This window comes from Phyllobacterium zundukense, from assembly GCF_002764115.1.
Taxonomy (GTDB): Bacteria; Pseudomonadota; Alphaproteobacteria; order Rhizobiales; family Rhizobiaceae; genus Phyllobacterium; species Phyllobacterium zundukense.
Window position 1 is genome coordinate 3,678,896 of sequence record NZ_CP017940.1, and the last position, 22,948, is coordinate 3,701,843.

General features: G+C 59.3%; 23 protein-coding genes and 2 tRNA genes. 18 read left to right on the forward strand and 7 right to left on the reverse strand.

From position 1 onward, the window contains the following. Window positions 1–49: 49 nt before the first annotated feature. Complete coding sequence (locus BLM14_RS18390) at window positions 50–376, forward strand: hypothetical protein (protein ID WP_100000711.1); 327 nt, start codon at window positions 50–52, stop codon at window positions 374–376. Window positions 377–463: 87 nt separating this feature from the next. Here BLM14_RS18390 and BLM14_RS18395 read toward each other — a convergent pair whose 3' ends face one another. From BLM14_RS18395 to BLM14_RS18405, 3 genes are all read right to left on the reverse strand, one after another. Further along, window positions 464–853: a DUF6632 domain-containing protein gene (locus BLM14_RS18395; RefSeq protein ID WP_100000712.1), complete on the reverse strand. Its 390-nt coding sequence runs from the start codon at window positions 851–853 to the stop codon at window positions 464–466. A gap of 229 nt (window positions 854–1,082) precedes the next feature. Then, window positions 1,083–1,158 (reverse strand) — tRNA-Ala (locus BLM14_RS18400). Between the two features lie 194 nt (window positions 1,159–1,352). Further along, the gene (locus BLM14_RS18405; protein WP_100000713.1) at window positions 1,353–1,739 is read right to left on the reverse strand and encodes a TIGR02300 family protein; all 387 of its coding nucleotides are present in this window, start codon (window positions 1,737–1,739) and stop codon (window positions 1,353–1,355) included. A 238-nt stretch (window positions 1,740–1,977) separates the two neighbouring features. Between BLM14_RS18405 and aroA the strand changes: the two genes are divergently transcribed. From aroA to rpsA, 4 genes are all read left to right on the forward strand, one after another. Further along, complete coding sequence (gene aroA, locus BLM14_RS18410) at window positions 1,978–3,333, forward strand: 3-phosphoshikimate 1-carboxyvinyltransferase (RefSeq protein WP_100000714.1); 1,356 nt, start codon at window positions 1,978–1,980, stop codon at window positions 3,331–3,333. 18 nt (window positions 3,334–3,351) lie between these two features. Next, window positions 3,352–3,690, forward strand: coding sequence for a hypothetical protein (locus tag BLM14_RS18415; RefSeq protein ID WP_100000715.1), 339 nt, complete (start codon window positions 3,352–3,354; stop codon window positions 3,688–3,690). Between the two features lie 344 nt (window positions 3,691–4,034). Beyond that, the gene (gene cmk / locus BLM14_RS18420; RefSeq protein ID WP_237143567.1) at window positions 4,035–4,664 is read left to right on the forward strand and encodes a (d)CMP kinase; all 630 of its coding nucleotides are present in this window, start codon (window positions 4,035–4,037) and stop codon (window positions 4,662–4,664) included. 133 nt (window positions 4,665–4,797) lie between these two features. Then, window positions 4,798–6,498 carry a 30S ribosomal protein S1 gene (gene rpsA / locus BLM14_RS18425; protein ID WP_100000716.1) on the forward strand — a complete coding sequence of 567 codons (1,701 nt, stop codon included), beginning with the start codon at window positions 4,798–4,800 and terminating at the stop codon, window positions 6,496–6,498. 63 nt (window positions 6,499–6,561) lie between these two features. Here rpsA and BLM14_RS18430 read toward each other — a convergent pair whose 3' ends face one another. Further along, window positions 6,562–7,149 carry a hypothetical protein gene (locus BLM14_RS18430; RefSeq protein WP_100000717.1) on the reverse strand — a complete coding sequence of 196 codons (588 nt, stop codon included), beginning with the start codon at window positions 7,147–7,149 and terminating at the stop codon, window positions 6,562–6,564. A gap of 398 nt (window positions 7,150–7,547) precedes the next feature. On the opposite strand from BLM14_RS18430, the gene BLM14_RS18435 reads away from it, so the two are divergent. After that, complete coding sequence (locus BLM14_RS18435; RefSeq protein ID WP_237143404.1) at window positions 7,548–8,594, forward strand: LacI family DNA-binding transcriptional regulator; 1,047 nt, start codon at window positions 7,548–7,550, stop codon at window positions 8,592–8,594. Window positions 8,595–8,720: 126 nt separating this feature from the next. Then, window positions 8,721–9,689, forward strand: coding sequence for a complex I NDUFA9 subunit family protein (locus BLM14_RS18440; protein WP_100000718.1), 969 nt, complete (start codon window positions 8,721–8,723; stop codon window positions 9,687–9,689). A 47-nt stretch (window positions 9,690–9,736) separates the two neighbouring features. On the opposite strand, the gene BLM14_RS18445 is transcribed toward BLM14_RS18440, so the two are convergent. After that, on the reverse strand, window positions 9,737–10,543 hold the full coding sequence (locus BLM14_RS18445; protein WP_100000719.1) for an undecaprenyl-diphosphate phosphatase: 807 nt from the start codon (window positions 10,541–10,543) through the stop codon (window positions 9,737–9,739). 173 nt (window positions 10,544–10,716) lie between these two features. On the opposite strand from BLM14_RS18445, the gene BLM14_RS18450 reads away from it, so the two are divergent. The 3 genes from BLM14_RS18450 (at window position 10,717) to BLM14_RS18460 (ending at window position 13,595) form a co-directional block, all read left to right on the forward strand. Next, window positions 10,717–11,409 (forward strand): glutathione S-transferase family protein, encoded by a 693-nt coding sequence (locus tag BLM14_RS18450; RefSeq protein ID WP_100000720.1) that lies wholly within the window; start codon window positions 10,717–10,719, stop codon window positions 11,407–11,409. Between the two features lie 147 nt (window positions 11,410–11,556). Continuing rightward, window positions 11,557–12,729 (forward strand): tRNA epoxyqueuosine(34) reductase QueG, encoded by a 1,173-nt coding sequence (queG, locus tag BLM14_RS18455; RefSeq protein WP_237143405.1) that lies wholly within the window; start codon window positions 11,557–11,559, stop codon window positions 12,727–12,729. After that, entirely contained in the window at window positions 12,726–13,595 is an 870-nt protein-coding gene (locus BLM14_RS18460; RefSeq protein WP_100000722.1) for an SDR family oxidoreductase, read from the forward strand. Before queG ends, BLM14_RS18460 begins: the two co-directional genes overlap by 4 nt. A 37-nt stretch (window positions 13,596–13,632) precedes the next feature. Here the strand turns inward: BLM14_RS18460 and BLM14_RS18465 are convergent, their stop codons facing one another. Beyond that, on the reverse strand, window positions 13,633–14,673 hold the full coding sequence (locus BLM14_RS18465) for a zinc-dependent alcohol dehydrogenase family protein (protein ID WP_100001493.1): 1,041 nt from the start codon (window positions 14,671–14,673) through the stop codon (window positions 13,633–13,635). A gap of 125 nt (window positions 14,674–14,798) precedes the next feature. On the opposite strand from BLM14_RS18465, the gene mepA reads away from it, so the two are divergent. The 8 genes from mepA to BLM14_RS31120 all read left to right on the forward strand — a co-directional run bounded on the left by mepA (window position 14,799) and on the right by BLM14_RS31120 (window position 21,816). Next, the gene (gene mepA / locus BLM14_RS18470; protein ID WP_100000723.1) at window positions 14,799–15,818 is read left to right on the forward strand and encodes a penicillin-insensitive murein endopeptidase; all 1,020 of its coding nucleotides are present in this window, start codon (window positions 14,799–14,801) and stop codon (window positions 15,816–15,818) included. A 100-nt stretch (window positions 15,819–15,918) separates the two neighbouring features. Beyond that, window positions 15,919–16,368 (forward strand): methylglyoxal synthase, encoded by a 450-nt coding sequence (locus BLM14_RS18475; RefSeq protein ID WP_100000724.1) that lies wholly within the window; start codon window positions 15,919–15,921, stop codon window positions 16,366–16,368. A 22-nt stretch (window positions 16,369–16,390) separates the two neighbouring features. Next, window positions 16,391–17,419, forward strand: a complete 1,029-nt coding sequence (locus tag BLM14_RS18480) for a glucokinase (protein WP_100000725.1) — start codon at window positions 16,391–16,393, stop codon at window positions 17,417–17,419. 161 nt (window positions 17,420–17,580) lie between these two features. Next, window positions 17,581–19,413 carry an ABC transporter ATP-binding protein gene (locus BLM14_RS18485; protein WP_100000726.1) on the forward strand — a complete coding sequence of 611 codons (1,833 nt, stop codon included), beginning with the start codon at window positions 17,581–17,583 and terminating at the stop codon, window positions 19,411–19,413. Between the two features lie 23 nt (window positions 19,414–19,436). After that, a complete protein-coding gene (gene dapB, locus BLM14_RS18490; protein ID WP_418314242.1) occupies window positions 19,437–20,237 on the forward strand; it encodes a 4-hydroxy-tetrahydrodipicolinate reductase in 801 nt (266 codons plus the stop codon). 25 nt (window positions 20,238–20,262) lie between these two features. Further along, window positions 20,263–20,883: a 2,3-bisphosphoglycerate-dependent phosphoglycerate mutase gene (locus BLM14_RS18495; protein WP_100000728.1), complete on the forward strand. Its 621-nt coding sequence runs from the start codon at window positions 20,263–20,265 to the stop codon at window positions 20,881–20,883. 93 nt (window positions 20,884–20,976) lie between these two features. Continuing rightward, a tRNA-Leu gene (locus BLM14_RS18500) sits at window positions 20,977–21,061 on the forward strand. 515 nt (window positions 21,062–21,576) lie between these two features. After that, the gene (locus BLM14_RS31120) at window positions 21,577–21,816 is read left to right on the forward strand and encodes a tyrosine-type recombinase/integrase (protein WP_157929554.1); all 240 of its coding nucleotides are present in this window, start codon (window positions 21,577–21,579) and stop codon (window positions 21,814–21,816) included. Window positions 21,817–22,310: 494 nt separating this feature from the next. On the opposite strand, the gene BLM14_RS18510 is transcribed toward BLM14_RS31120, so the two are convergent. Further along, window positions 22,311–22,898: a TetR/AcrR family transcriptional regulator gene (locus tag BLM14_RS18510; protein WP_100000730.1), complete on the reverse strand. Its 588-nt coding sequence runs from the start codon at window positions 22,896–22,898 to the stop codon at window positions 22,311–22,313. Between the last annotated feature and the right edge of the window lie 50 nt (window positions 22,899–22,948).

Genomic DNA, 22,948 nt, shown 5'->3' on the forward strand with positions numbered 1-22,948 from the left:
TTGCGGCTCCTTCCTCCCAGGAGTAGCTTTTCAGGAAGGAGGAACGGCCATGCAACTCGATGAAAACCCTTGGACAGTCTTCGCCGCGGACACGACTTTGGAAACCGTGGTCCTCGTCCGCGATATTGGCGTATCGGACGATACCGTCATAATCGATCTCTACGCACGCGACAGGAGCCAGCCCGACTTTCGACGCAATGTCAAAAAGACGCTGAGAGCGATCAAACTGGCGATCGACGACGTAATCGACAGCATAGATGACGGGAAATCGCTTCGGGTGCTCATAGGAAGCGACCATGAAGGGAATGGCCTTTACAAGGTAACGGGTACTGCCCGGCCTTTGGGGTTTGAGCGGCATGAACGGTATAAGGTGTGAACCCGGCTGCGACACGGGTTTTTCTTGCCGCTGTTTCCCCAGCGTTTCGCCGTCAGGTTCTGTGAACCTTCCCCCCCCCGCAGTTCGTTATCCTTCGTTCTTTGCGCCGCCGGAATAGGTCAACCCACCGAGCACCGCCGCCACGAGTAGCAAGGCGGGCACGTCGCCCAGCAGATGACCCATATGCGCGCCGCCGGGGCTGTAAGACTGGATCGCCATGATCAGCGCATGCACGACACTCGACCAGATCGTAAAGTCGATTAGCGACCGATGTGCTATGGGGTCGCGCGACGCACGGATTAGAAATATCCCAAGCGTTGCGTATATACCTACGATCATCATGAAATAGTGCGAAGCCATGGGCGGGCCATCATGCCAGGCCCAACCGGACGGCCAGATAATCGCAATCGGATAGACCAGACAGAACACGACACCGAATGCAATCAGAGCGATCTGCAACAGTTTCAGGCGGGACATGGGCGCCCTTTTCTTCGGGGAGTGAACGACACTCTTTCGTCAGAAGCGAATTTAAGAACAGCCTAACATATAACGCATTTTGCTCCAATGTCCGCGAGCGACCAGCGCGATTATTCGCAATTTAGAAAGAGCCCCAAACCGTGGTCGGGAGTGCCCGTGCCCGTAGCTATTCAAGCGAAAAACTGCGCTGACCTCACAAACTTAAGTAACTGAAATATAAGAGGAAATTTGGTGGAGCCAAGCGGGATCGAACCGCTGACCTCTTGCATGCCATGCAAGCGCTCTCCCAGCTGAGCTATGGCCCCATTCCAATCGGCCGCAAAGGCCGGACCGGGTAAACCGGCAAACTGTCCGGCAAGGTCTGGAACCTTGCCCTTCTTTCACGAAGTTGGCGGGTTCTTATCTCCCGCCGCCGTGAAGATCAAGTCCTGTTCGCGGGTTATTTTCAGCGAACAGGATTATTCGGCACATGCCCCCTGGGATCATGCGCTGTTCGAGCTCAATTCTCGTCGTCGTCGCCAATGCCGCCGCCGAGAATATCGGTGACGTCGTCGTCTTCGTCTTCTTCGTCCGTTGCGAGGAAGGTGTCGTCATCGTCGGCATCATCGACCTCGACATCGTCGTCGCCGATATCCGGCACATCGCTGTCGACGTCGCCATCGGCCTCTTCAAGCGCAACGAATTCCGGCTTCTCCAGAGCAACATCCAGTTCTTCCGTCTCGACCTCTTCCTCTTCCTCGCGCGCCGATGCAGCGGTCGAATCGAAGTAGCTGAGCGGATAGCTCTTGCCCGTATAGGGTGAAACGATCGGATCGCGGTTCAGATCGTAGAATTTCTGCCCGGTTTCCGGGTCAACTCGCTTGGTGCCAAGTTTTGGATTTGCCACGTTTTGCCTCGTCTTCTGGCCGCGCCTGCATTCGGCTTATTCAGGTCTCTCACCGACCATCCGTTTATGCAAGCGCTCATCAAAATGGATTTGTGGTCCCATAAACGCAATTCAGCGCATTTGTCAAAGCGAAAAAGCTCGCATTTGCAAGATGACCGCACCGGCAAGCTGTGTTACGAGGAGCCCGATCTGTCAAGAGTATCCCCAACACAGCTTTTTATTGCGATTGACCCTGCCCATGTCCCACTCCGTGCTGCCAAAACCTGCCACCGCCCGCCGCTCGAAGGCTCTCTCCGGCGATATCCGCATTCCCGGCGATAAATCGATTTCGCATCGCTCCTTCATGTTTGGCGGCCTTGCCTCCGGGGAAACGCGCATCACCGGCCTGCTCGAGGGCGAGGATGTGATCAATACCGGCCGCGCCATGCAGGCCATGGGTGCCAAAATCGCCAAGGATGGCGATGTCTGGATCATCCAGGGCACCGGCAATGGCTGCCTGCTTGCGCCGGAAGCGCCACTCGATTTCGGCAATGCCGGCACCGGCGCGCGGCTGACCATGGGGCTTGTCGGCACCTATGATATGGAGACGACATTTGTCGGTGATGCCTCACTGTCGAAGCGGCCGATGGGCCGCGTGCTCAATCCCTTGCGGGAAATGGGCGTACAGGTCACCGCCGCCGAGGGTGACCGCCTGCCGCTGACGCTGCGCGGGCCAAAAGTCGCGGCACCCATCACCTACCGCGTGCCGATGGCCTCGGCGCAGGTCAAATCCGCCGTATTGCTTGCCGGTCTCAACACGCCCGGCATCACCACGGTGATCGAGCCGGTGATGACGCGCGACCATACGGAAAAGATGCTGCAGGGCTTCGGCGCCAATCTTTCCGTCAAAACGGACAAGGCTAATGTCCGCCATATCCGCATCGAGGGTCAGGGCAAGCTTACCGGCCAGACCATCGACGTCCCGGGCGACCCCTCCTCCACGGCCTTCCCGCTGGTTGCCGCACTGCTGGTGCCAGGCTCCGACATCACCATCCGCAACGTGCTGATGAACCCGACGCGTACTGGCCTCATCCTCACATTGCAGGAAATGGGTGCCGATATTGAAATTCTGGGCGCTCGTCTTGCCGGCGGCGAGGATGTCGCCGACCTGCGCGTGCGTGCCTCCGAGCTCACGGGCGTGAACGTGCCCGCCGATCGTGCGCCATCGATGATCGACGAATATCCGGTGCTTGCCGTCGCTGCCTGTTTTGCCGCCGGCGAAACGGTGATGAACGGGCTCGAAGAGCTGCGCGTCAAGGAATCCGACCGCCTCTCCGCCGTTGCCAATGGCCTGAAGGCCAATGGGGTCGACTGCACGGAAGGCCCGGAAACCCTGAGCGTTCGCGGGCGCCCCGACGGCAAGGGCATTGGCGGCGGCACGGTCGAAACCCATCTCGACCATCGTATCGCCATGAGTTTCCTCGTCATGGGTCTTGCCGCGGAAAAACCGGTCAGCGTCGACGATTCGACCATGATCGCCACCAGCTTCCCGGAATTTATGGATATGATGACAGGCATGGGCGCAGAGATTTCCGAACGCACCACGGCAAACTGAAACGAACAGATACCAGGCATGCTTTCCGTTCTCACCGTGTATTTCCTCTATGCGATGTCCAGCGTGCCGTTCATCGTCTGGGCGGGACGGGGCGCCTATGACGGCACGGTGGCAAGCAAGGCTCCGCGACCCTGGCCGGGCGTCCTCAGCACCATCATGCGCGTGCTTCTTCCTTTGCTGCTCATCTTCCTCTATGCGTGGAATGTCTCTGAAAGCGCAAATTCCGGTGTATCGAACGCGGAGACGGTAGGCACCAGCCAATGGATGCCCTATCAGTTTCTGCTGCTGCCGCCGGCACTTGGATCGATCGCCGGCTACGGCATAGGCTTCGTCATGGGCAAGAGAAGGGTCATCTGATGTTTTTCCTGCTGATGTCAATTGCCATCGTCGCCGTCCCCTACGCGATCGAACGTATCGGTCTGCGCGTCCGCTTCGGCCTGTTTGCGCTGCTGTTCTGGCTGTTCGTCTTCCAGTTCGTGCTGATCCTGGCCATCGATGCCCTGTTGCAAAACCTTGCCGCGATCCTGCCGGACTGGCTGGAATCGATGCTGACGACGCTCGGCGGTTTCGCCTTCGTCACCATCGGCATCACGCCGATCATCACGCTGGTTCTAGCCGCCGCCTATCTGCTTTTCGCGCTCGGACAATGGTTTTTCGACAAGGACGAAAAGGACCATGCCGCGGCGCCGACGCATTTCACCATCGCGATCGACGGTCCCGCCGCCTCGGGCAAGGGCACGCTGGCCCGCCGCATCGCCGAGGCCTACGGCTATCACCATCTCGATACGGGCCTGACCTACCGCGCCGTCGCCAAGGCACTGATGGACCAGAACATGCCGCTCGACGATGAGTTCCTGGCCGAGAAGGCCGCCCGGACGGTCGACCTGTCCAAACTCGACCGGACCTTGCTTTCCGCCCATGATGTCGGCGAGGCGGCTTCCAGGGTTGCGGTCATGCCGGCCGTGCGCCGGGCGCTGGTTGCCGCGCAGCAGGGTTTTGCCATGCGTTCGCCAGGCGCGGTGCTAGACGGCCGCGACATCGGTACTGTCGTCTGCCCCGACGCGCCGGTAAAGCTCTATATAACGGCGTCGCCCGAAGCGCGTGCCAGACGGCGCTATGATGAAATCAAATCCAACGGCGGCGGCGCCCAGTATGAGGAGATTCTCGAGGATCTTACCCGCCGAGACGCCCGCGATATGGGCCGCACGGACTCGCCGCTGAAGCCTGCTGCCGACGCGCACTTGCTAGATACGACGGAAATGGATATAGAGACCGCGTTTCTTAATGCCAAAACCCTGATTGACCAGGCTTTGGCCAAGAGCAAGCATTAGAAGCCCAACCAGCATCTGCCGTCAGCCCTCGCACCGGATTGCCCTTCAAAGGGCGGGTTGACATGCAGGTGAACCGTAACACGAACCACCGGTGCTGTGTCCGATGTCTATTCCGGACACTCCAGGAGTATGTATGTCTGAAGCCAATCCAACGCGCGAAGATTTTGAAGCTCTTCTCGCCGAGTCCTTTGCCACCAATGACCTTGCAGAAGGTTATGTCGTCAAGGGCCGTATCGTCGCCATCGAAAAAGACATGGCGATCATCGACGCCGGCCTCAAGGTTGAAGGCCGCGTTCCGCTGAAGGAATTCGGCGCAAAAGCCAAGGACGGCTCGCTCAAGCCAGGCGACCTCGTCGAAGTCTATGTCGAGCGCATCGAAAATGCCCTCGGCGAAGCTGTTCTGTCGCGTGAAAAAGCACGCCGCGAAGAGAGCTGGGTCCGTCTTGAAGAGAAGTTCAACCGCGGCGAACGCGTCGACGGTGTCATCTTCAATCAGGTCAAGGGCGGTTTCACCGTCGATCTCGACGGCGCCGTAGCCTTCCTGCCGCGCTCGCAGGTCGACATCCGTCCGATCCGCGACGTAACCCCGCTGATGCACAACCCGCAGCCCTTCGAAATCCTCAAGATGGACAAGCGTCGCGGCAACATCGTTGTCTCGCGCCGTACCGTTCTTGAAGAGAGCCGTGCTGAACAGCGTTCCGAAATCGTCCAGAACCTCGAAGAGGGTCAGGTCGTTGAAGGCGTTGTCAAGAACATCACCGATTACGGTGCGTTCGTCGACCTCGGCGGCATTGATGGTCTTCTGCATGTGACCGACATGGCATGGCGCCGTGTCAACCATCCGTCGGAAATCCTCTCCATCGGCCAGACGGTCAAGGTTCAGATCATCCGCATCAACCAGGAAACACATCGTATTTCGCTCGGCATGAAGCAGCTCGAAAGCGATCCATGGGATGGCATTGGTGCGAAGTACCCGATCGGCAAAAAGATCACCGGTACGGTTACGAACATCACCGACTACGGTGCGTTCGTCGAAATCGAGCCGGGCATCGAAGGCCTTATCCACGTTTCGGAAATGTCCTGGACAAAGAAGAACGTGCATCCGGGCAAGCTGCTCTCGACCACACAGGAAGTCGAAGTCGTTGTTCTCGAAGTGGATCCGGTCAAGCGCCGCATCTCCCTCGGTCTCAAGCAGACACTCGACAACCCATGGACGACCTTCGCAGACAAGTTCCCTGTCGGCACGATCGTCGAAGGCGAAGTCAAGAACAAGACCGAATTCGGCCTGTTCATTGGCCTCGATGGCGATGTGGACGGTATGGTCCATCTCTCCGACCTCGACTGGAACCGTCCGGGCGAACAGGTCATCGAAGAGTACAACAAGGGTGACGTTGTGAAGGCGCAGGTTCTCGATGTTGACGTCGAGAAGGAACGCATCTCGCTCGGCATCAAGCAGCTGACCGGCGACAAGGTCGGTGAAGCCGCAACTTCGGGTGAACTGCGCAAGAACGCCGTTGTCACCGTTGAAGTCACGGCCATCACCGATGGCGGCCTCGAAGTGCGCCTGGTCGATCACGACCTCGACACCTTCATCCGCCGCGCTGATCTGTCCCGCGATCGCGACGAACAGCGTCCGGAACGCTTCACAGTCGGTCAGAAGATTGACGCACGCGTCATCGCCTTCGACAAGAAGACCCGCAAGCTGCAGGTCTCGATCAAGGCGCTGGAAATCGCCGAAGAGAAGGAAGCTGTTGCCCAGTACGGTTCGACCGACTCGGGTGCTTCGCTCGGCGACATCCTCGGTGCCGCTCTGAAGGGCCGCGAAAAGAGCTAAGTTTCTTTTCCAACCTTCGAACAAACGAAACCTGCCGGTGCAAGCCGGCGGGTTTTTCTTTAACTAGATCGTATCGAACTGGATCAGGATGAAGGCCACCTGCGTGACGAGCGCCAGGCCAACCAGGATCAGCTGTATCCTTTGCCGGCGAACGTAAATGCCGAGCGCGCAGAGCACGACCAGGAACAGGTTGCGCAGCGGGTATTCCGGACCGAGCGAACGGAAGTGCTCGCTCCCCTTCATCATCGTGTCGAGAAAATCGAAAACGAAGATCGATATGACGATGCCGAAAAACCAAGCCCTTCGCGACATGAAGAAGTCTTCATAACCCGAATAGCCTTCCATACTGTCGGGAAACAGCAGGCTGCAGGCAAGGAAGTGCAGGCTGGCGAAGAAAATGACAAAGAGATAGACCTCGAATTTCCACAGAACCAGCTGGTGCAGATAGAATTCGAACCACCAGAAATGCACGACGGTCAGAAATGCGAAGAAGACCCAGCCGAGATGCACCGCATAGACATTCTTGCGCTGCGGATGCTGAATGATCCGGGCAATGCCTGTCAGAAGCCGTGAGACACTCAAACCCAGAATGATGCCGATGATCACCCGGACATGGGTGAAGACTTCGGGGTTCGGAATACCGCCTTCCATTGCATACTCCTCATCGTTGTTGCCGGACGGCTGGAATCGGCGGCCATGCTACTTGAGTGTAGAAGCAATGCCAATTTCCCTTCCTTATCCGAAATTCAGCTTCGCATAAGTTTCCGCACGTAAAGTTAAACGATGCGATAGGGAAATCTCCATGATTACAACAGCTTGAGACGCCACAATTTCCGCAATATTAGCCCTATCGAGTTGCTGCGGATTAAATAAAATCTTGACGCATGTCACCCACCCTGTAAATTTTTCAACCGATAGGAGTGGCGTATGTCAATCAGGAGATGTATTGCGCCGGCGTAATTTTCAGCAATGATTGCACATGGTCCTTTAATGGTTTTTTGCCGGTGCAACGGTTTTTTCTGAATTTTCAGAGCAATCTTAAAAAAGGAATGCATGCGGTGAAAAAGCCGATCAAGACAATGGAAGATTTCTCTGCATTTGTAGGACTGTCACGTCCCACAGTGTCGAAATATTTCAATGACCCCACGTCTGTCCGCAAGAAGACGCGCGAAATCATCGACGCCGCCGTCAAGCAATCCGGCTTTCGCCCGAATATTTTCGCGGTCAACCTCAATCGGCGCCGCACCAACATTCTTGGGCTTATTGTTCCCAATTCGACCGACCCGTTTTACATGTCGCTGACGCGGCGTATCGAAGGCATTGCCGAACAGGCCGGCTTTCTCGCCTTTGTCCTGAGTTCGGATGGCAAGCCGGAGCTTGAAGAGCGGGCAATCGAGACATTCAAGTCCATGAATGTCGCGGGTGCCATCATCGGCCCCCTTGGCGTGCAGTCGCACCATGAAAAATTGGCCAAGCTCGGCGAGTCCATTCCGCTCGTCTATATCGACTCGCCGCTTGACGCGACATCGCCGTTTGTGGGTACAAACAACCGGCAAAGCTTCAAACTGATTGTCGATTATTTGATCCGCTCCGGCGATCAGCCGTGCTATTTCGGCATGACTCCCGTCAACAGCAACGCGGTCGAACGCCGCGAAGCCTATAGCGCGGCCATGCAGAACCTCAATCTCGAGCCCCGCTTCATTGTGCCCGAAGCCCATGCCAATTGGGAATTCGAGAAGTTCGCATTCGATACAACGGCGCAGATACTGAGGGAGGGCGGTTTTCCTACCAAGACCGTGCTTTGTGCCAATGACCGTCTCGCCTACGGTGTTCTGGCCGCCGCCTTCCAGGCGGGTTTGAAAGTGGGACGGGGCGAAGATTGCGATTTGCGTGTCGCCGGGCACGACGACCAGCCGCTGTCCCGCTATATGTGTCCGCCGCTGACGACCGTCGCGCAGAACTACAATGAAATCGGCCGCCTCGCGATCGGGCTTCTGTTCGACAAGCTGGGTGAAGATCAGGATTCGAAAATCGAATTGCCGGGGGATTCGCGAATTCTGCTCAACGCCGAAATCATGTTGCGCATGTCTGCTTGACCGGATCGTCGCAGCGCGGCAACGCGCCGCGAGATTTGCTCTCCAACAACCCTTTGCCTCCAGCGCAAAAGGCATTAAACAGCATGGGAACATGCGGATGCCTGGCTGGATCCATAGGAGAGCTCAATGACAATCACAAAGCCAAAACTCGTCACCGTTTTCGGAGGCTCCGGCTTTATTGGTCGTCATGTGGTGCGTGCGCTGGCCAAGCGCGGCTACCGCGTTCGCGTTGCCGTGCGCCGTCCGGATCTCGCCTTCCATCTGCAGCCCCTCGGCGGCGTCGGCCAGATCCAGGCCGTTCAGGCAAACCTGCGTTTTCGCGAGTCGGTGGATCGCGCTGTCGCCGGTTCGGACCACGTCATCAACCTCGTTGGACTTCTGTTCGAAAGCGGCAAGCAGAGATTTGGCACTGTTCATGAGTCTGGTGCTCGTGCGGTGGCCGAAGCCGCCCGTGCGGCCGGCGTACCGCTGACCCATATGTCGGCGATCGGCGCCGATGCGCGTTCCCATTCTGCCTATGCCAGCACCAAGGGCCGCGCTGAAGCCGCCGTGCGTAGCGTCTTGCCCGACGCAGTCATTGTCAGACCGTCGATCGTGTTCGGCCCTGAAGATGCCTTCTTCAACAAGTTTGCAAGCATGGCACGGCTGTCGCCATTCCTGCCGCTGATTGGTGGCGGCACGACCAAATTCCAGCCGGTCTATGTCGGCGATGTCGCCGAAGTCTTCGCGCGATCAGTGGACGGCGCCCTGAAGCCCGGCGAGATCTATGAACTCGGCGGTGGCGAGGTGCTGACCTTCAAGCAGTGCCTTGAAGCCGTACTGCGCGTCATCGGGCGCAAGCGCCTGTTCGTGCCGATACCATTCTGGGTTGCGAAGATTCAGGGGACAATTCTCGGCTATCTGCCGAAGCCGCCCCTGACCAAGGACCAGGTTATCCTTTTGCAGAAGGACAATGTGGTCTCCGAAGGCGCCAAAAAAGAGGAGCGCACGCTCGAGGGCCTCGGCATTCATCCGCAGACGATCGAAACCATCCTGCCATCCTATCTCTGGCGCTTCCGTGCTCACGGACAATATTCCAGCCAGACCCCCACTTGAGCTTAAGCACCTTCATCGCCGTTCTTACTCTAGGGTAAGGTTGGCGATCACCGCATGAGGATCAGCGCCACCAGCCCGAGCGTGCCGACAACCAGCCGCCACCAGGCGAACAGGCCAAATCCGTGGCGCGAGACATAGTCGAGCAGGTAGCGCACGACGAAAACACCGGAAATGAAGGCCGCGACGAAGCCGACGCCGATCAGCGACGCGTCGTTGAAGGTCAGGATATGGCGGTTCTTGAACAGATCATAGGCGAAGGCGCCCGCCATGGTCGGCATGGCAAGGAAGAATGAGAATTCCGCTGCGGAGCGCTTGTCTGTACCAAGCAGCAGCGCGCCAACGATGGTTGCACCCGAGCGCGATGTGCCGGGAATCATGGCGAAGCACTGGATCAGGCCGATCTTCAGGCACAGCGACAGAGGATAATCCATGACACTGGTATAACGCGGCTTCAGATTCAGCCGGTCGACCCAAAGCAGGATCAGCCCGCCGATGATCAGCATCACGCAGATCAGCATGGGCGATTCGAACAGCACGGTCTTGATGACGTCATGGGCGAGAATGCCGATGACCACGGCGGGCAAGAAAGCGACAAGGATGCCGGTGACGAAACGGCGCGTCTTCGGGTCGCTTGGCAGGTCACGCGCAATCTTCAAAAGGCGGCTGAAATAGACGGTAAGGATCGCAAGGATCGCCCCGAGCTGGATCAAAACCTCGAAGGTCTTGCCATTCGATTCGAAGCCGAGAAAATGCCCGGCGAGCAGCAGATGGCCGGTGGACGAGACCGGTATAAACTCTGTTAACCCTTCCAGCAATCCAAGGAAAAGGGCTTCGACAATCGTCTGTGATTCCATGATTATCGCTTTCGTGCTGCTGCCGACCCGGGCGGTAACCGGCTGTTGGTGAAATCCTGTTTACTTGTCTCATGCTAAGGTTACGCCTATAGGTTTGGCGCAGGCGTGAGGGGCCGCCGAGCAATACGACGGCGCCTGATAAAATACCAGTTTGAAAGAATTACATATCTGCCATGTTGACGCTCTTCCATCACCCCATGTCCACCGGTTCGCGCTATGCCCGGCTCATTCTCAACGAGTACGATATTGAAGTAGAGCTGATCGAGGAGAACAGCTGGGCGCGGCGCAAGGAGTTTCTGGCGCTCAATCCTGCCGGAACACTCCCGGTCCTTCTGGCGGAAGGCGACGTGCCGGTCTCCGGCGCCTCGGTGATCGCCGAATATATCGACGAGACGCGCGGCGCGCTGAAACGCAGCCGCAGACTGTTCCCGGAGGATTCGCTGAGCCGCGCCGAAGTGCGGCGCCTGGTCGACTGGTTCCTCGCCAAGCTCGAAAACGAAGTGACACGTCACATGGCGCGCGAGCGCATCTTCAAGCTGCACATGACCGCCGAACAGGGCGGCGGCGCGCCGGATTCCACCGCCATCCGTGCCGCGCGCGCCAATATCACCCAGCACATGAAATATATCGACTGGCTGACGGCAACGCGCAACTGGCTGGCCGGACCGACGCCGAGCTATGCGGACATGGCCGCAGCCGCATCCATCTCGATTCTCGATTATCTCGGCGAGATCAAATGGGCCGAATATAAAGCGGCGCGTGACTGGTACACGCGGATGAAATCCCGTCCGTCGTTCCGTCCGCTGCTCGCCGACCGGGTGCGCGGCCTGCCACCGTCATCGCATTATGGCGACCTGGATTTTTAAACTCATGTGAGTGCGTGGTTCGACAGGCTCACCATGAGGGAGGTAGAGTGCTGCAGGCAGCTAACAACTGGGAACGTTAGTGATTGTCGTTGCAACCACTAACCCCCTCATGGTGAGCCTGTCGAACCACGCATAAGGTTTATGCAGATGATTGGACAATCGAAGACTCAGTCTATCGAGCAGTCACAACAGCAACGGCTGAAACAATTCATCCTTGAGGAATCGCGCGCGGCGGGCTTCGAACTCGTTGCCATCACCCGGCCGGATGCCATCCCGCTGGCTGAAGAGCGCCTGCGCCAATATCTGGCGCTCGGCCGCCACGCCAGCATGGATTGGATGCAGGAAACGGAAGAGCGCCGTGCCAGTCCACAAGCCCTTTGGCCACAGGTGCGCTCGATCATCGTGCTCGCCATGAATTATGGCCCCGACAGCGATCCCCTTGCTGTCCTGTCACAGCGCGACAAGGCAGCGATTTCAGTCTATGCGCAGAACCGCGACTATCACGACATTATCAAGGGCAAGCTCAAGGGCGTTGCCAGCCGCTTCGCCTCGCGCGCCGCTGGCGAAGACCTGAAAGTCTTCGTCGACACGGCACCGGTGATGGAAAAACCGCTGGCGGAAGCTGCCGGCCTTGGCTGGCAGGGCAAGCACACCAATCTCGTCAGCCGCAGCCATGGCTCCTGGCTGTTTCTCGGCACGATCTTCACCACGGCGGAACTTCCGGCCGACAGCCCGGAGGCGGATCATTGCGGCTCGTGCCGGGCCTGCCTCGACGTCTGCCCGACCAACGCCTTTCCCGCTCCCTACCAGCTCGATGCGCGGCGCTGCATCTCGTACCTGACCATCGAGCACAAGGAACCCATCGCGTTCGAATTCCGCAAGGCCATGGGCAACCGCATCTATGGCTGTGACGACTGCCTGGCGGTCTGCCCCTGGAACAAGTTTGCCGAAACAGCGCGAGAGACGAAGCTGCAGGCGCGCGACGATCTCCGGTCGCCTTCGCTCGCATCACTGCTGACCCTTGATGATGCGGCCTTCCGCACGCTTTTCTCAGGTTCGCCGATCAAGCGGATCGGCCGCGACCGCTTTCTGCGCAATGTGCTGATCGCCTGCGGCAATTCGGGCGAGACGGCGCTGATCGACGCCGTACAAAATCACCTTTCCGATCCCTCGCCGCTGGTGCGCGGCGCCGCCATCTGGGCGTTGAGTGAATTGATGGATCAAGATCGCTTCGCCGCCCTGCATATGCGCTACGCCGCACAGGAGAACCACGCGGACGTCTTGACCGAATGGCGCAATGCTGTGAAAAATCAATCATGAACGTTTTTCTCTTCGGTGCCGGATATTCGGCGCGCGCCTTTGCCAGAGCCATTGCCGGTCAAGCGGATTTCATCGGCGGGACGACACGCGACAGTTCCAAGTTTCCCGCCCTCAAGAAGGATGGGATTACACCATTCCTTTTCCACGGCACGCATGCCTCGCAGGAGATCGTTGACGAACTTGCCCGCGTCACCCACCTCGTCATCTCGACCTCGCCCGGCCAGTCCGGCGATCCGGTGCTGGCGCAGTTCGGCGAAACCATCCGCAACGCCATGCCGAAACTGCAGTGGATCGGCTACCTGTCCACCGTCGGCGTCTATGGCAACCATGCCGGCGCCTGGGTCGATGAGACGACCGCCTGCCATCCGGTATCCGCCCGTTCCGTGGAGCGCGTCGAGGCGGAACAGGGCTGGCAAAAACTGGCGAATGCGCGCGATGTCCCCCTTGCCATCCTGCGGCTTGCCGGCATTTACGGGCCGGGCCGCAACGCCTTCGTCAATCTCTCCAATGGCACGGCACGCCGCCTCAACAAGACGGGTCAGGTCTTCAATCGCATCCATGTCGACGATATTGCCGGGGCATTGCGTTTTCTCTCGACCCGCAATGAAGCCGGTATCTTCAACATCACCGACGATGAACCGGCGCCGCCGCAGGATGTGGTCGCCTATGCGGCAGAACTGATGGGCGTGGAACCGCCGGAAGAATCCGACTTCGAGTCGGCGCCGCTCACACCGATGGCGCGCTCTTTCTATGGCGAGAACAAGCGCGTTTCCAACAAGCGCATCAAGTCGCTTGGCTTTTCCTTCCGCTACCCGGATTACGGGACGGCCTTTGCAACCATGTGGCGCGACGGCAGTTGGCGTTAAGCGCTCCGCCTTAAGGCGGGGGCGTGGTAGTCCGCCTCTAAAATTGCGTAATCACACTAATCCCCGTTCCTTCGAACCGGTCCATCGCCATCAGCGCGGCCGGTGCGTCATCCAGTGCGATCTCCTTGCCAATCAGCCGTTGCGGCTTGAGCTTGCCGGTTTCCAGCATGTCCATCAGCGCCTTGTAGCGGAAGGCCTGCATGCCGTGGCTGCCATAGATCTCCAGCTCATGCGCGATGACCTTGTCCATCGGGATCGGTGCGTGGGCATGGTCGCCCAGCATCAGCCCAACCTGCACGTGGCGGCCGCGGCGGCGCAGATTGGCGACTGAGTTGAAACAGGTCGAGGGATGGCCGAGTGCGTCGATCGAGACATGCGCGCCACCTTTGGTAATTTCCCGGACCGCTCCGATGATGTCCTTCGTCTGCCCGCCATTGACCATTGCCACTGCGCCAAGTTCGCGAGCGAAGGCGAGCTTCCCCTCCGTCAGGTCGACGGCGACGACATTGGCACCCATGGCCGTTGCTATCATGATCGCCGAAAGGCCGACACCGCCGCAGCCATGCACCGCCACCCATTCGCCGGGCTTGACCTTCGCCTGATCGACAATGGCCCGGAACGAGGTGACGAAGCGGCAGCCAAGGCTTGCAGCCGTGGCGAAATCCAGCGAGTCCGGCAGGGCGACGAGATTGGTGTCGGCGAAATCCACCGCGACATACTCCGCGAAGGAACCCCAAGCGGTGAAGCCCGGCTGGAACTGGTGTTCGCACACCTGATGATTACCGGAATTGCACTCGAAACAATGGCCGCAGCCGCCGACGAATGGCACGGTGACGCGCTGACCGATCTTCCACTGCGTGACGTGCCGGCCAATAGCCTGGATGGTTCCTGCCAGCTCATGGCCCGGAATATGTGGCAGAACAATATCCGGATCATGCCCCATCCAGCCGTGCCAGTCGCTGCGGCAAAGCCCCGTCGCCTCGACCTTGATGACCACGCCCGTCGCCGCAGGCGCGGGGTCCTCCACGGTCTGGATGCGCGGCGGCTGGCCGAATTGTTCGAAAATGACTGCTTTCATGGCGGTGCTTCCATTCGAATCGGGTTGTGACTTCATGGGCATATTGCGACTTTCCCGCGAATCTGGCCATCATAAAGCCCGGTTCAGCGTTGCAAATTGCCGCGATCACTTGTGGGACATCGATCATGATACCGAAAACCCTGTTGCGCTTGGCGCTCGGCGCACTCATTGCGTTCACCAGCACCTTTGAGGCCATTGCCGAAGACGGCCCAGCCAAGCAATTGTTCGGCGCCCAGACATTGCCGACAGTGAGCGCGCCGCAATCGGCCGGCTTTTACGCCAAGGGTTGCCTCGCCGGCGGTGTCGCGCTACCCGTGGATGGACCGGCCTGGCAGGTGATGCGCCTGTCGCGCAACCGGCGCTGGGGTCATCCGCGCATGATCGCGCTTCTGGAAAGGCTGGCGCGCGACGCCGCCGCCAAGGATGGCTGGCCCGGTTTGCTCGTCGGCGACATATCGCAGCCGCGCGGCGGACCGATGCTGACCGGCCATGCCTCGCATCAGGTCGGGCTCGATGCCGATATCTGGCTGACACCCATGCCGAAACATCGCTTTACCGACGAGGAGCGCGAGAAGGTCTCTGCCGCGTCAATGCTCAAGGGCGATACGCTCTATGTCGACCCGGACAAGTGGACACCGGCCCGCACGGCGCTGTTGAAGCGCGCCGCCAGCTATCCCGAAGTGGAACGTATCTTTGTCCATCCCGGCATCAAGAAGAAGCTGTGCGACAGTGTGCAGGGTGATCGCAGCTGGATGGCGAAAATCCGTCCCTATTGGGGGCACTACTACCATTTCCATGTGCGCATCAAATGCCAGCCCGGTTCGCCCAATTGCAAACCGCAGGAACCGATCGGTGCCGATGACGGTTGCGGCAAATCACTTGCCTGGTGGTTTACGGACGAGCCATGGAAAAAGGCGCCCGAACCGGCCAAGCCCGTCAAGCCGAAAGTGATGATGCTCTCGGATCTGCCAAAACTCTGCGTCCAGATCCTGAACGCCCCGGGACCGAAATCCGTTGATGAAGTAACCTTTGGTGTGGGCACGAAGGGCGCGCAGCCAGCGGCCGCGGATGTTCCGGCAACGGCTTACGCCCCGGAAGGCAACGATGTTCCCGAGGACGTGCCGGTGCCCGGACAGAAGCCATAGGACCGGCGGGCGGTCTTTTTTGCCTGCGGTCTTTTCATGCTGCGATGAATTGAGTATAGGGTTTCAATCGATTTAGGGCCAAACCCGAAACAGAGATTTTATGACACAGCCATTTCGCCTCGCGCTGATTGCCCATGACCAGAAAAAGGACGACATGGTGGCGTTCGCGCGCAATTATGAAAGCCTGCTGGCACCCTGCGAGATCGTGGCGACCGGCACGACCGGCGGACTGATCCAGGACGCATGTCCTTCGCTGACGATCGCGCGCGTCAAGCGCGGACCGCTCGGCGGCGACCAGCAGATCGGTGCACTGATTGCAGAAGGCCGGATCGACGGATTGATCTTCTTTGTCGACCCCCTGTCGCCGATGCCGCATGATGTGGACGTCAAGGCGCTGATGCGGCTCGCGAGCGTCTACGATATTCCGATGGCACTGAACCGGGCAACCGCCGAGGTTCTGGTGCAAAAGCGAGGTTTGCTGCGCGATGACGCAGCGGAAAACACACTTACTGCACCGCGCGTTCGCCAGGACGCGCAAAGGACGCAGTAACAGGTAAAATGGGGAAGCGACAATGGTGACACAGGCAGATACCGACCACATCATGAAATTTCCGATCCTGGTCGGTGACATCGGCGGCACCAATGCGCGTTTCGCCATTCTGGTCGACGCCTATGCGGAACCCAAGGAATTCCCCATCATCCAGACGGCGGATTTTCCGACCATCGACGAGGCGATCCAGAACGCTATTCTCGACCACACCTCCATCCAGCCGCGCTCGGCGGTACTTGCCATTGCCGGGCCGGTCGAAGGCGACGAGATCGACCTGACCAACTGCGCCTGGGTGGTCAAGCCGCGCCAGATGATGGAAACACTCGGCCTGTCCGACATCACCGTACTCAATGATTTCGAGGCACAGGCGCTTGCCGTCGTCTCGCTCGAGCCGAAGCATCTCGAAAAGCTCGGCGGCGGCGCGGGCGATCCGCATGGCAGCCGCGCCGTGCTAGGACCCGGCACCGGTCTCGGCGTTGCCGGCATGGTTCGTTCTCGCAACAGCTGGGTGCCCGTACCCGGCGAAGGCGGCCATGTGGACATGGGCCCGCGTACCGCCCGCGATTTCGAAATCTTCCCGCATCTCGAACATATCGAGGGCCGCATTTCCGGCGAACAGCTGCTTTGCGGCCGTGGCCTGCAGAACATATATCGCGCGATCTGCAAGGTGAACGGCACCGAAGCCAGCCTGCAGACGCCCGCAGACATCACGGCCGCCGGACTTTCCGGTGAGTCGGCCGAGGCCAAGGAAACTCTGGCGCTTTTCGTCATCTATCTCGGCCGCCTTGCCGGCGATTTTGCCCTGACTTTCATGGCGCGCGGCGGCGTCTATCTCGCCGGCGGCATTGTCCAGAAGATCGTCGCACCGCTGAAGGACCCGTCCTTCCGCCAGGCGTTCGAGGACAAGGCACCACATGGGGAAATCCTGCGCGAGACGCCGGTCTATATCATCACCCACCCGCTTGCGGCGCTGAGCGGCCTCTCGGCCTTCTCCCGCACGCCCACCCGCTTCGGCGTTTCCACCGAAGGCCGCCGTTGGCGCCGGGACTAGCCTGCGGCCTAGGGGCGTCATTGCAACACTCGGGTGCTGGCCTGCAGGGTCTGTGGCTGAAACCCATAGGCAAGCAGGATCAATAAGGTTATAGGGACAATTCGAGTGGCAAGGATGACTCCTTGCCCCGTTGCTCTTGTACCAGCGAGTTGCCGTCTGTCATGAATGGTGTACCCAAGAAGAAAAAGATCGATACGACGGAGGCAAGACGCGTCATCGGCAGGGTTATGGGCGAGAACCTGCGCGAATACCGCTCGTCCTATGCCATCGCCCTTGTCGCCATGCTGGCCGTTGCCTGCACAACCGCGTTCGTTGCCTATATCTTCAAGGATGTGATCAACAAGATCTACTACCAGCGCCGCGAAGATCTGATTGTGCCAATCAGCCTGGGCATCCTTGCGGCCTTCGTCATCCGCGGCGTCGCCACCTATGTGCAATCTGTGATGATGGCGAAGATCGGCAATAATATCGTTGCGCGCTACCAGCATCGCATCTTCGATCACCTGATGAAACTCGGCCTCGATTTCTACACCGATACGCGTTCGGCGCAGCTTGCGGCGCGGATCAACCAGAATGTCGCCGGGGTTCGCGAACTCATGGACATTACCATCACGACCATCGGCAAGGATATTCCCACGCTCATTGCCTTGATTGTGACGATGGTCCTCCTCGACCCCATCCTGTCGCTTTTTGCCTTGCTCATTGGGCCACCTGTCATTCTGACGGTGCGCTACCTGGCGAAGCGCCTGCGCAGTATCCATCGTGAATCCGTCACGTTGAACTCGCACCTGCTCGGCGCGATGCAGGAAGCGACGCAGGGCATCGCAATCGTCAAGGCCTTCACCATGGAAGATCAGCTGCGCGCCAAGATCAGCGCGTTGATCCACCGTGCCGAGGAACGCGCCAACAAGATCGCCAGGGTTTCGGAGCGCACGACACCGATCACCGAATTGATTGCCGGCGTCGCCATCGCATCGATGATCATCTATACGGGCTATCGTGCCGTCTACAATGTGGAGCCGCCTGGCGCCATGTTCGGCTTCATGACCGCCGTTCTGCTTGCCTATGATCCCGTGCGCCGGCTGGCACGCGTGCAGGTTGGGCTGGAGCGCTCGCTGGTCAATGCACGCATGTTCTTCGAGATCCTCGATGTAGAGCCGCGCCAGGCAGACAGCATCGGCTCGGTGCCGATCACGGTGCCGACCGGCGAGGTCGAGTTCGACAAGGTTCGCTTCAGCTATGGTAACGGCGTGCCGGTGCTGCACGGCATCAGCTTCACCGCCAGGGCCGGGAAGACCACGGCCATTGTCGGCGCTTCCGGCGCGGGCAAGTCGACGCTGATAGGCCTTGTCCAGCGCTTCTACGACATCGACGCCGGGCGCATCCTCATCGACGGGCAGGATATCGCCTATGTCAGCAAGCGTTCGCTGCGCCAATCGATCGCCTATGTCTCGCAGCAGCCCTATCTCTTCGAAGGCACGATCGCCGACAATATCCGCTACGGCCGTCCTGACGCCACCGACGAGGAAGTCATTGAGGCAGCGAAACTTGCCAATGCCGACGAATTCATCCGCCAGCAGCCGCAGAGCTACGGCACGGAAGTCGGCGAGAACGGCGTCACGCTTTCCGGCGGCCAGCGCCAGCGCCTTTCCATTGCCCGCGCCATCGTGCGCAACGCTTCCATCCTGCTGCTCGACGAGGCAACATCTGCCCTCGACAATGAATCGGAAAAGCGTGTCCAGCAGGCGCTCGAGCATGTGATGCAGGGGCGGACGACCATCGTCATCGCCCACCGCCTGTCGACCATCGTCAATGCCGACCATATTGTCGTCATGGAAGCCGGACGCGTCGTCGAGGAAGGCGTGCACGAAACTTTGCTTGCCCTCCCCAACGGCGTCTATGCGCGGTTCTACCAGTTGCAAGGCAAAGAAGACTCGCCCATCATCGACGACACCGAATTACAGTCAACAGCAGTTACAGGTCCAGTCGCATGAATGCCGAACAGCCCGCAACGCCGATGAAACTTGCCGTTGTCGGCGCTGGCGGCCGCATGGGCCAGACGCTGATCCGCATCATTCACGATACACCCGGCGTCATTCTAGCCGGCGCTGTCGAACGGCCCGGCTCGCCGCATATCGGCCGTGATGCAGGCGAACTCGCCGGTATCGGCCCTCTCGGGGTATCCATCACCGATGACGCGCTTTCGGTCTTCGTCGGTGTCGAAGGCGTCCTTGACTTCACCGCCCCCGCTGCGACTGTGGAGTTCGCCGAGCTTGCCGCGCAGGCGCGTATCGTCCATGTCATCGGAACCACGGGCTGCTCGCCCGAGGATGACGCCAAGATCCGCGCCGCCGCCCGTCATGCGGTCATCATCAAGTCCGGCAATATGAGCCTCGGGGTCAATCTGCTCGGCGTTCTGGTCAAGCAGGCCGCCAAGGCGCTCGGGGATTTCGATATCGAAATTCTTGAAATGCATCACAAGCACAAGGTCGACGCGCCTTCGGGCACCGCGCTGCTGCTCGGCGAGGCCGCAGCCGATGGCCGCGATATCGGCCTTGGACAACACAGCGTCCGCGTGCGTGACGGTCATACCGGCCCGCGCGAGGACGGAACCATCGGCTTTGCCACGCTGCGCGGCGGCTCGGTCGTCGGCGATCACTCGGTCATCCTCGCCGGTCAGGGTGAGCGCATCACCCTCTCCCACCACGCGGAAGACCGCACGATCTTCGCTCGCGGCGCCGTCAAGGCCGCGCTTTGGGGCAGGCGCGCCAGGCCCGGCCTCTATTCCATGCTCGACGTGCTTGGGCTCAATCAATAAATTTCGATCCAACAGGAGTATTGCAATGTCCGGAACCCTCGTCCTTGTCCGCCACGGCCAGAGCGAATGGAATTTGAAGAACCTTTTCACCGGCTGGCGCGATCCGGGGCTGACGGAGCTCGGCCACGAGGAAGCCATCGATGCGGGCAAGCGGCTGAAGGCCAAGGGCCTCAAATTCGATATCGCCTATACATCCGTCCTCTCCCGTGCCCAGGCAACGCTGCAGCACATTCTCGAAGAGGTTGACCAGACTGGCCTCGAAACCATCCGCGACCAGGCGCTGAACGAGCGCGACTATGGCGATCTGGCGGGCCTCAACAAGGACGATGCCCGCGCCAAATGGGGCGAGGAACAGGTTCACATCTGGCGCCGTTCCTATGATATTTCGCCGCCCGGCGGCGAGAGCCTGCGCGACACCGGCGCGCGCGTCTGGCCTTACTACCTGCACGAGGTGCAGCCGCATGTGCTGCGGGGCGAAACGGTACTGGTCGCGGCGCATGGCAATTCGCTGCGCGCCCTGATCATGGCGCTTGACGGGCTGACCGGCGAGGAGATCGTTGCGCAGGAATTGGCGACCGGTGTTCCGATCATCTACAAGCTCAACGCTGATTCGACCGTGGCTTCGAAGGAAGTGCTCGAGGGCTGATAGCGGCGGGCGTGGGCAGCAAATCTGTTGTGTGACAATTCCCCGACAAATGGATTGACAGACTCAGGCGCGCCCCTTACATGAAACCCCGCTGCCCAGATGGCGGAATTGGTAGACGCGCACGGTTCAGGTCCGTGTGCCGCAAGGCGTGGAGGTTCGAGTCCTCTTCTGGGCACCATATTCCTATTTCACACCGTCCAATACGGTATTGAAATCAGACAAAAGGCCCGGTTTTCCGGGCTTTTTTGTTGTCTGGTGTCTACCTGCGTCTGCGTGGGGTGCCCGGGCGCAGAATGATCCAACCGGCGGACTTAGGGGCGCACTGATAACACCAAAACCGACCCATCGCGCCGCTGTTACGGAACGCCCAGCGTTTGAGAGGCTGATCAGAGCAATCTGGTTTTATGAAGGGACGATCGAAACCCAGATCGCCCTCAAGCTGCTTGCCCTCTTTTTTTCACGACCCGGCGAACTACGCCTGTCGGAATGGAGCGAATGCGATCTGGCAAAGGGTGTTTGGACGATACCGGCGTCCCGGACGAAGATGCGCCGTGAGCACAAAAAGCCGCTAGCTCATCTGACGATCGAATTGTTGGAGGAGTTGCGCGGTCACTCGGGCAACCGCCGGCTCGCCTTTCCCTCCCTGCGATCAGCGGAGCGACCCATCAGCGAGAAAACACGATCAATGCCGCCTTGCGGCGTCTCGGCTACGCCCAAGATGAAGCGACCGGCCATGGTTTCCGCGCTAGCGCCTCCAGCCTGCTGAACGAGAGCGGATTGTGGAACCCGGACGCTATCGAAGCAGAACTCGGCCATATGGGCGCAGACGAAGTCCGGCGGGCTTATCACCGTGCTATATATTGGGACGAACGCTTGAAAATGGCCGCGTGGTGGGCCGATGAGATCGGAAAGATGGCAGGGTTACCTGCATAATTCTGGGCCTCATGAGCTGTTCTGCGCGAATCCGACGGAGTCTAACACTTCCTGATTGTGCCTCCGTCCGCCAATCGTAAAAATTGCCGGATTGCTCCGTTCAAGGTGAATGTTGATTGAATCTTCGCAGTTCCGCCGAGCACGCGGTGCTTGCCGACCCCCTGCAACCCCGACCTGCGTCGGGCCGGCAAGTGCTAAACCTCATACACAAAGAGGTCAAAATTGGATGCCGATAAAGTTCCGTGCCGGAATGGGACACCTGCGGCAGGTTTGCGCCACAAGCGGATCATAAGTTTACGAGTTCCCAACGCTGGTGGTTGGCCACTACGATATTGCTACTCAATATAGCCTTTTTTGACATCAATTTGGACATTCAGCCCCGGTTTTCAACCAAGCGGCAACGAAAGTCTCCTGCGAACCAGAAGGGGCGGTCCATCCTGAGCCGGGGTGCCAGGCCGACGACCGCCGCTAGATAAACGAATCGGCTGCGCCTATCAGGCGACATCTTCACCGCTTGCAATACGCCTGACTTCCCCGGCGGCTGCTTCCAGAACCCCTCGCGATAAATTCTCTTCCTTAATGAGGCGCGATAGCGTGACAGCACCCACCATCAGAGACAATATCGCCATTGCCTTGCCGCTGGGATTGAACCTCTTGGCTTCGTCCATCAGTTCATCCAAGACCTGAAAGTGAGCCCGTATTCCATCCTCAAATGGACGCCTGACCTCTTCACTTTGCCGCGCCGCGTCGGCTCCCAACGCTACCAATGGGCAGCCGTCTGCCTTTTCCGCACGATGACCCGGGGAGAGGTAGAACTCCAGGACTGCTTCGAGAGGATCGGAGCTTTTCGCTGCTGCTGTCGACCATCTGCGCGTGGCGCTTTCCATTGCCCGCCTGGAGGCCTGCGCAGCAAGGTCGTCCTTGGATGCGAACTGCTTGTAGAACGCGCCTTGCGTCAGGCCGGCACCCTTCATCAGATCCTTCAGGCCGATCCCATCGAAGCCATGCTCTCGAAAGAGACGGCTCGCGACGTTGATTACGGTTTCCCGATTTTCCTCAGCCCGTGCGCGGCTCACTCTCATTTTGACCTCCTGTTAGATTTCGTTTGACATCTATATCTTAAATAGAGTTA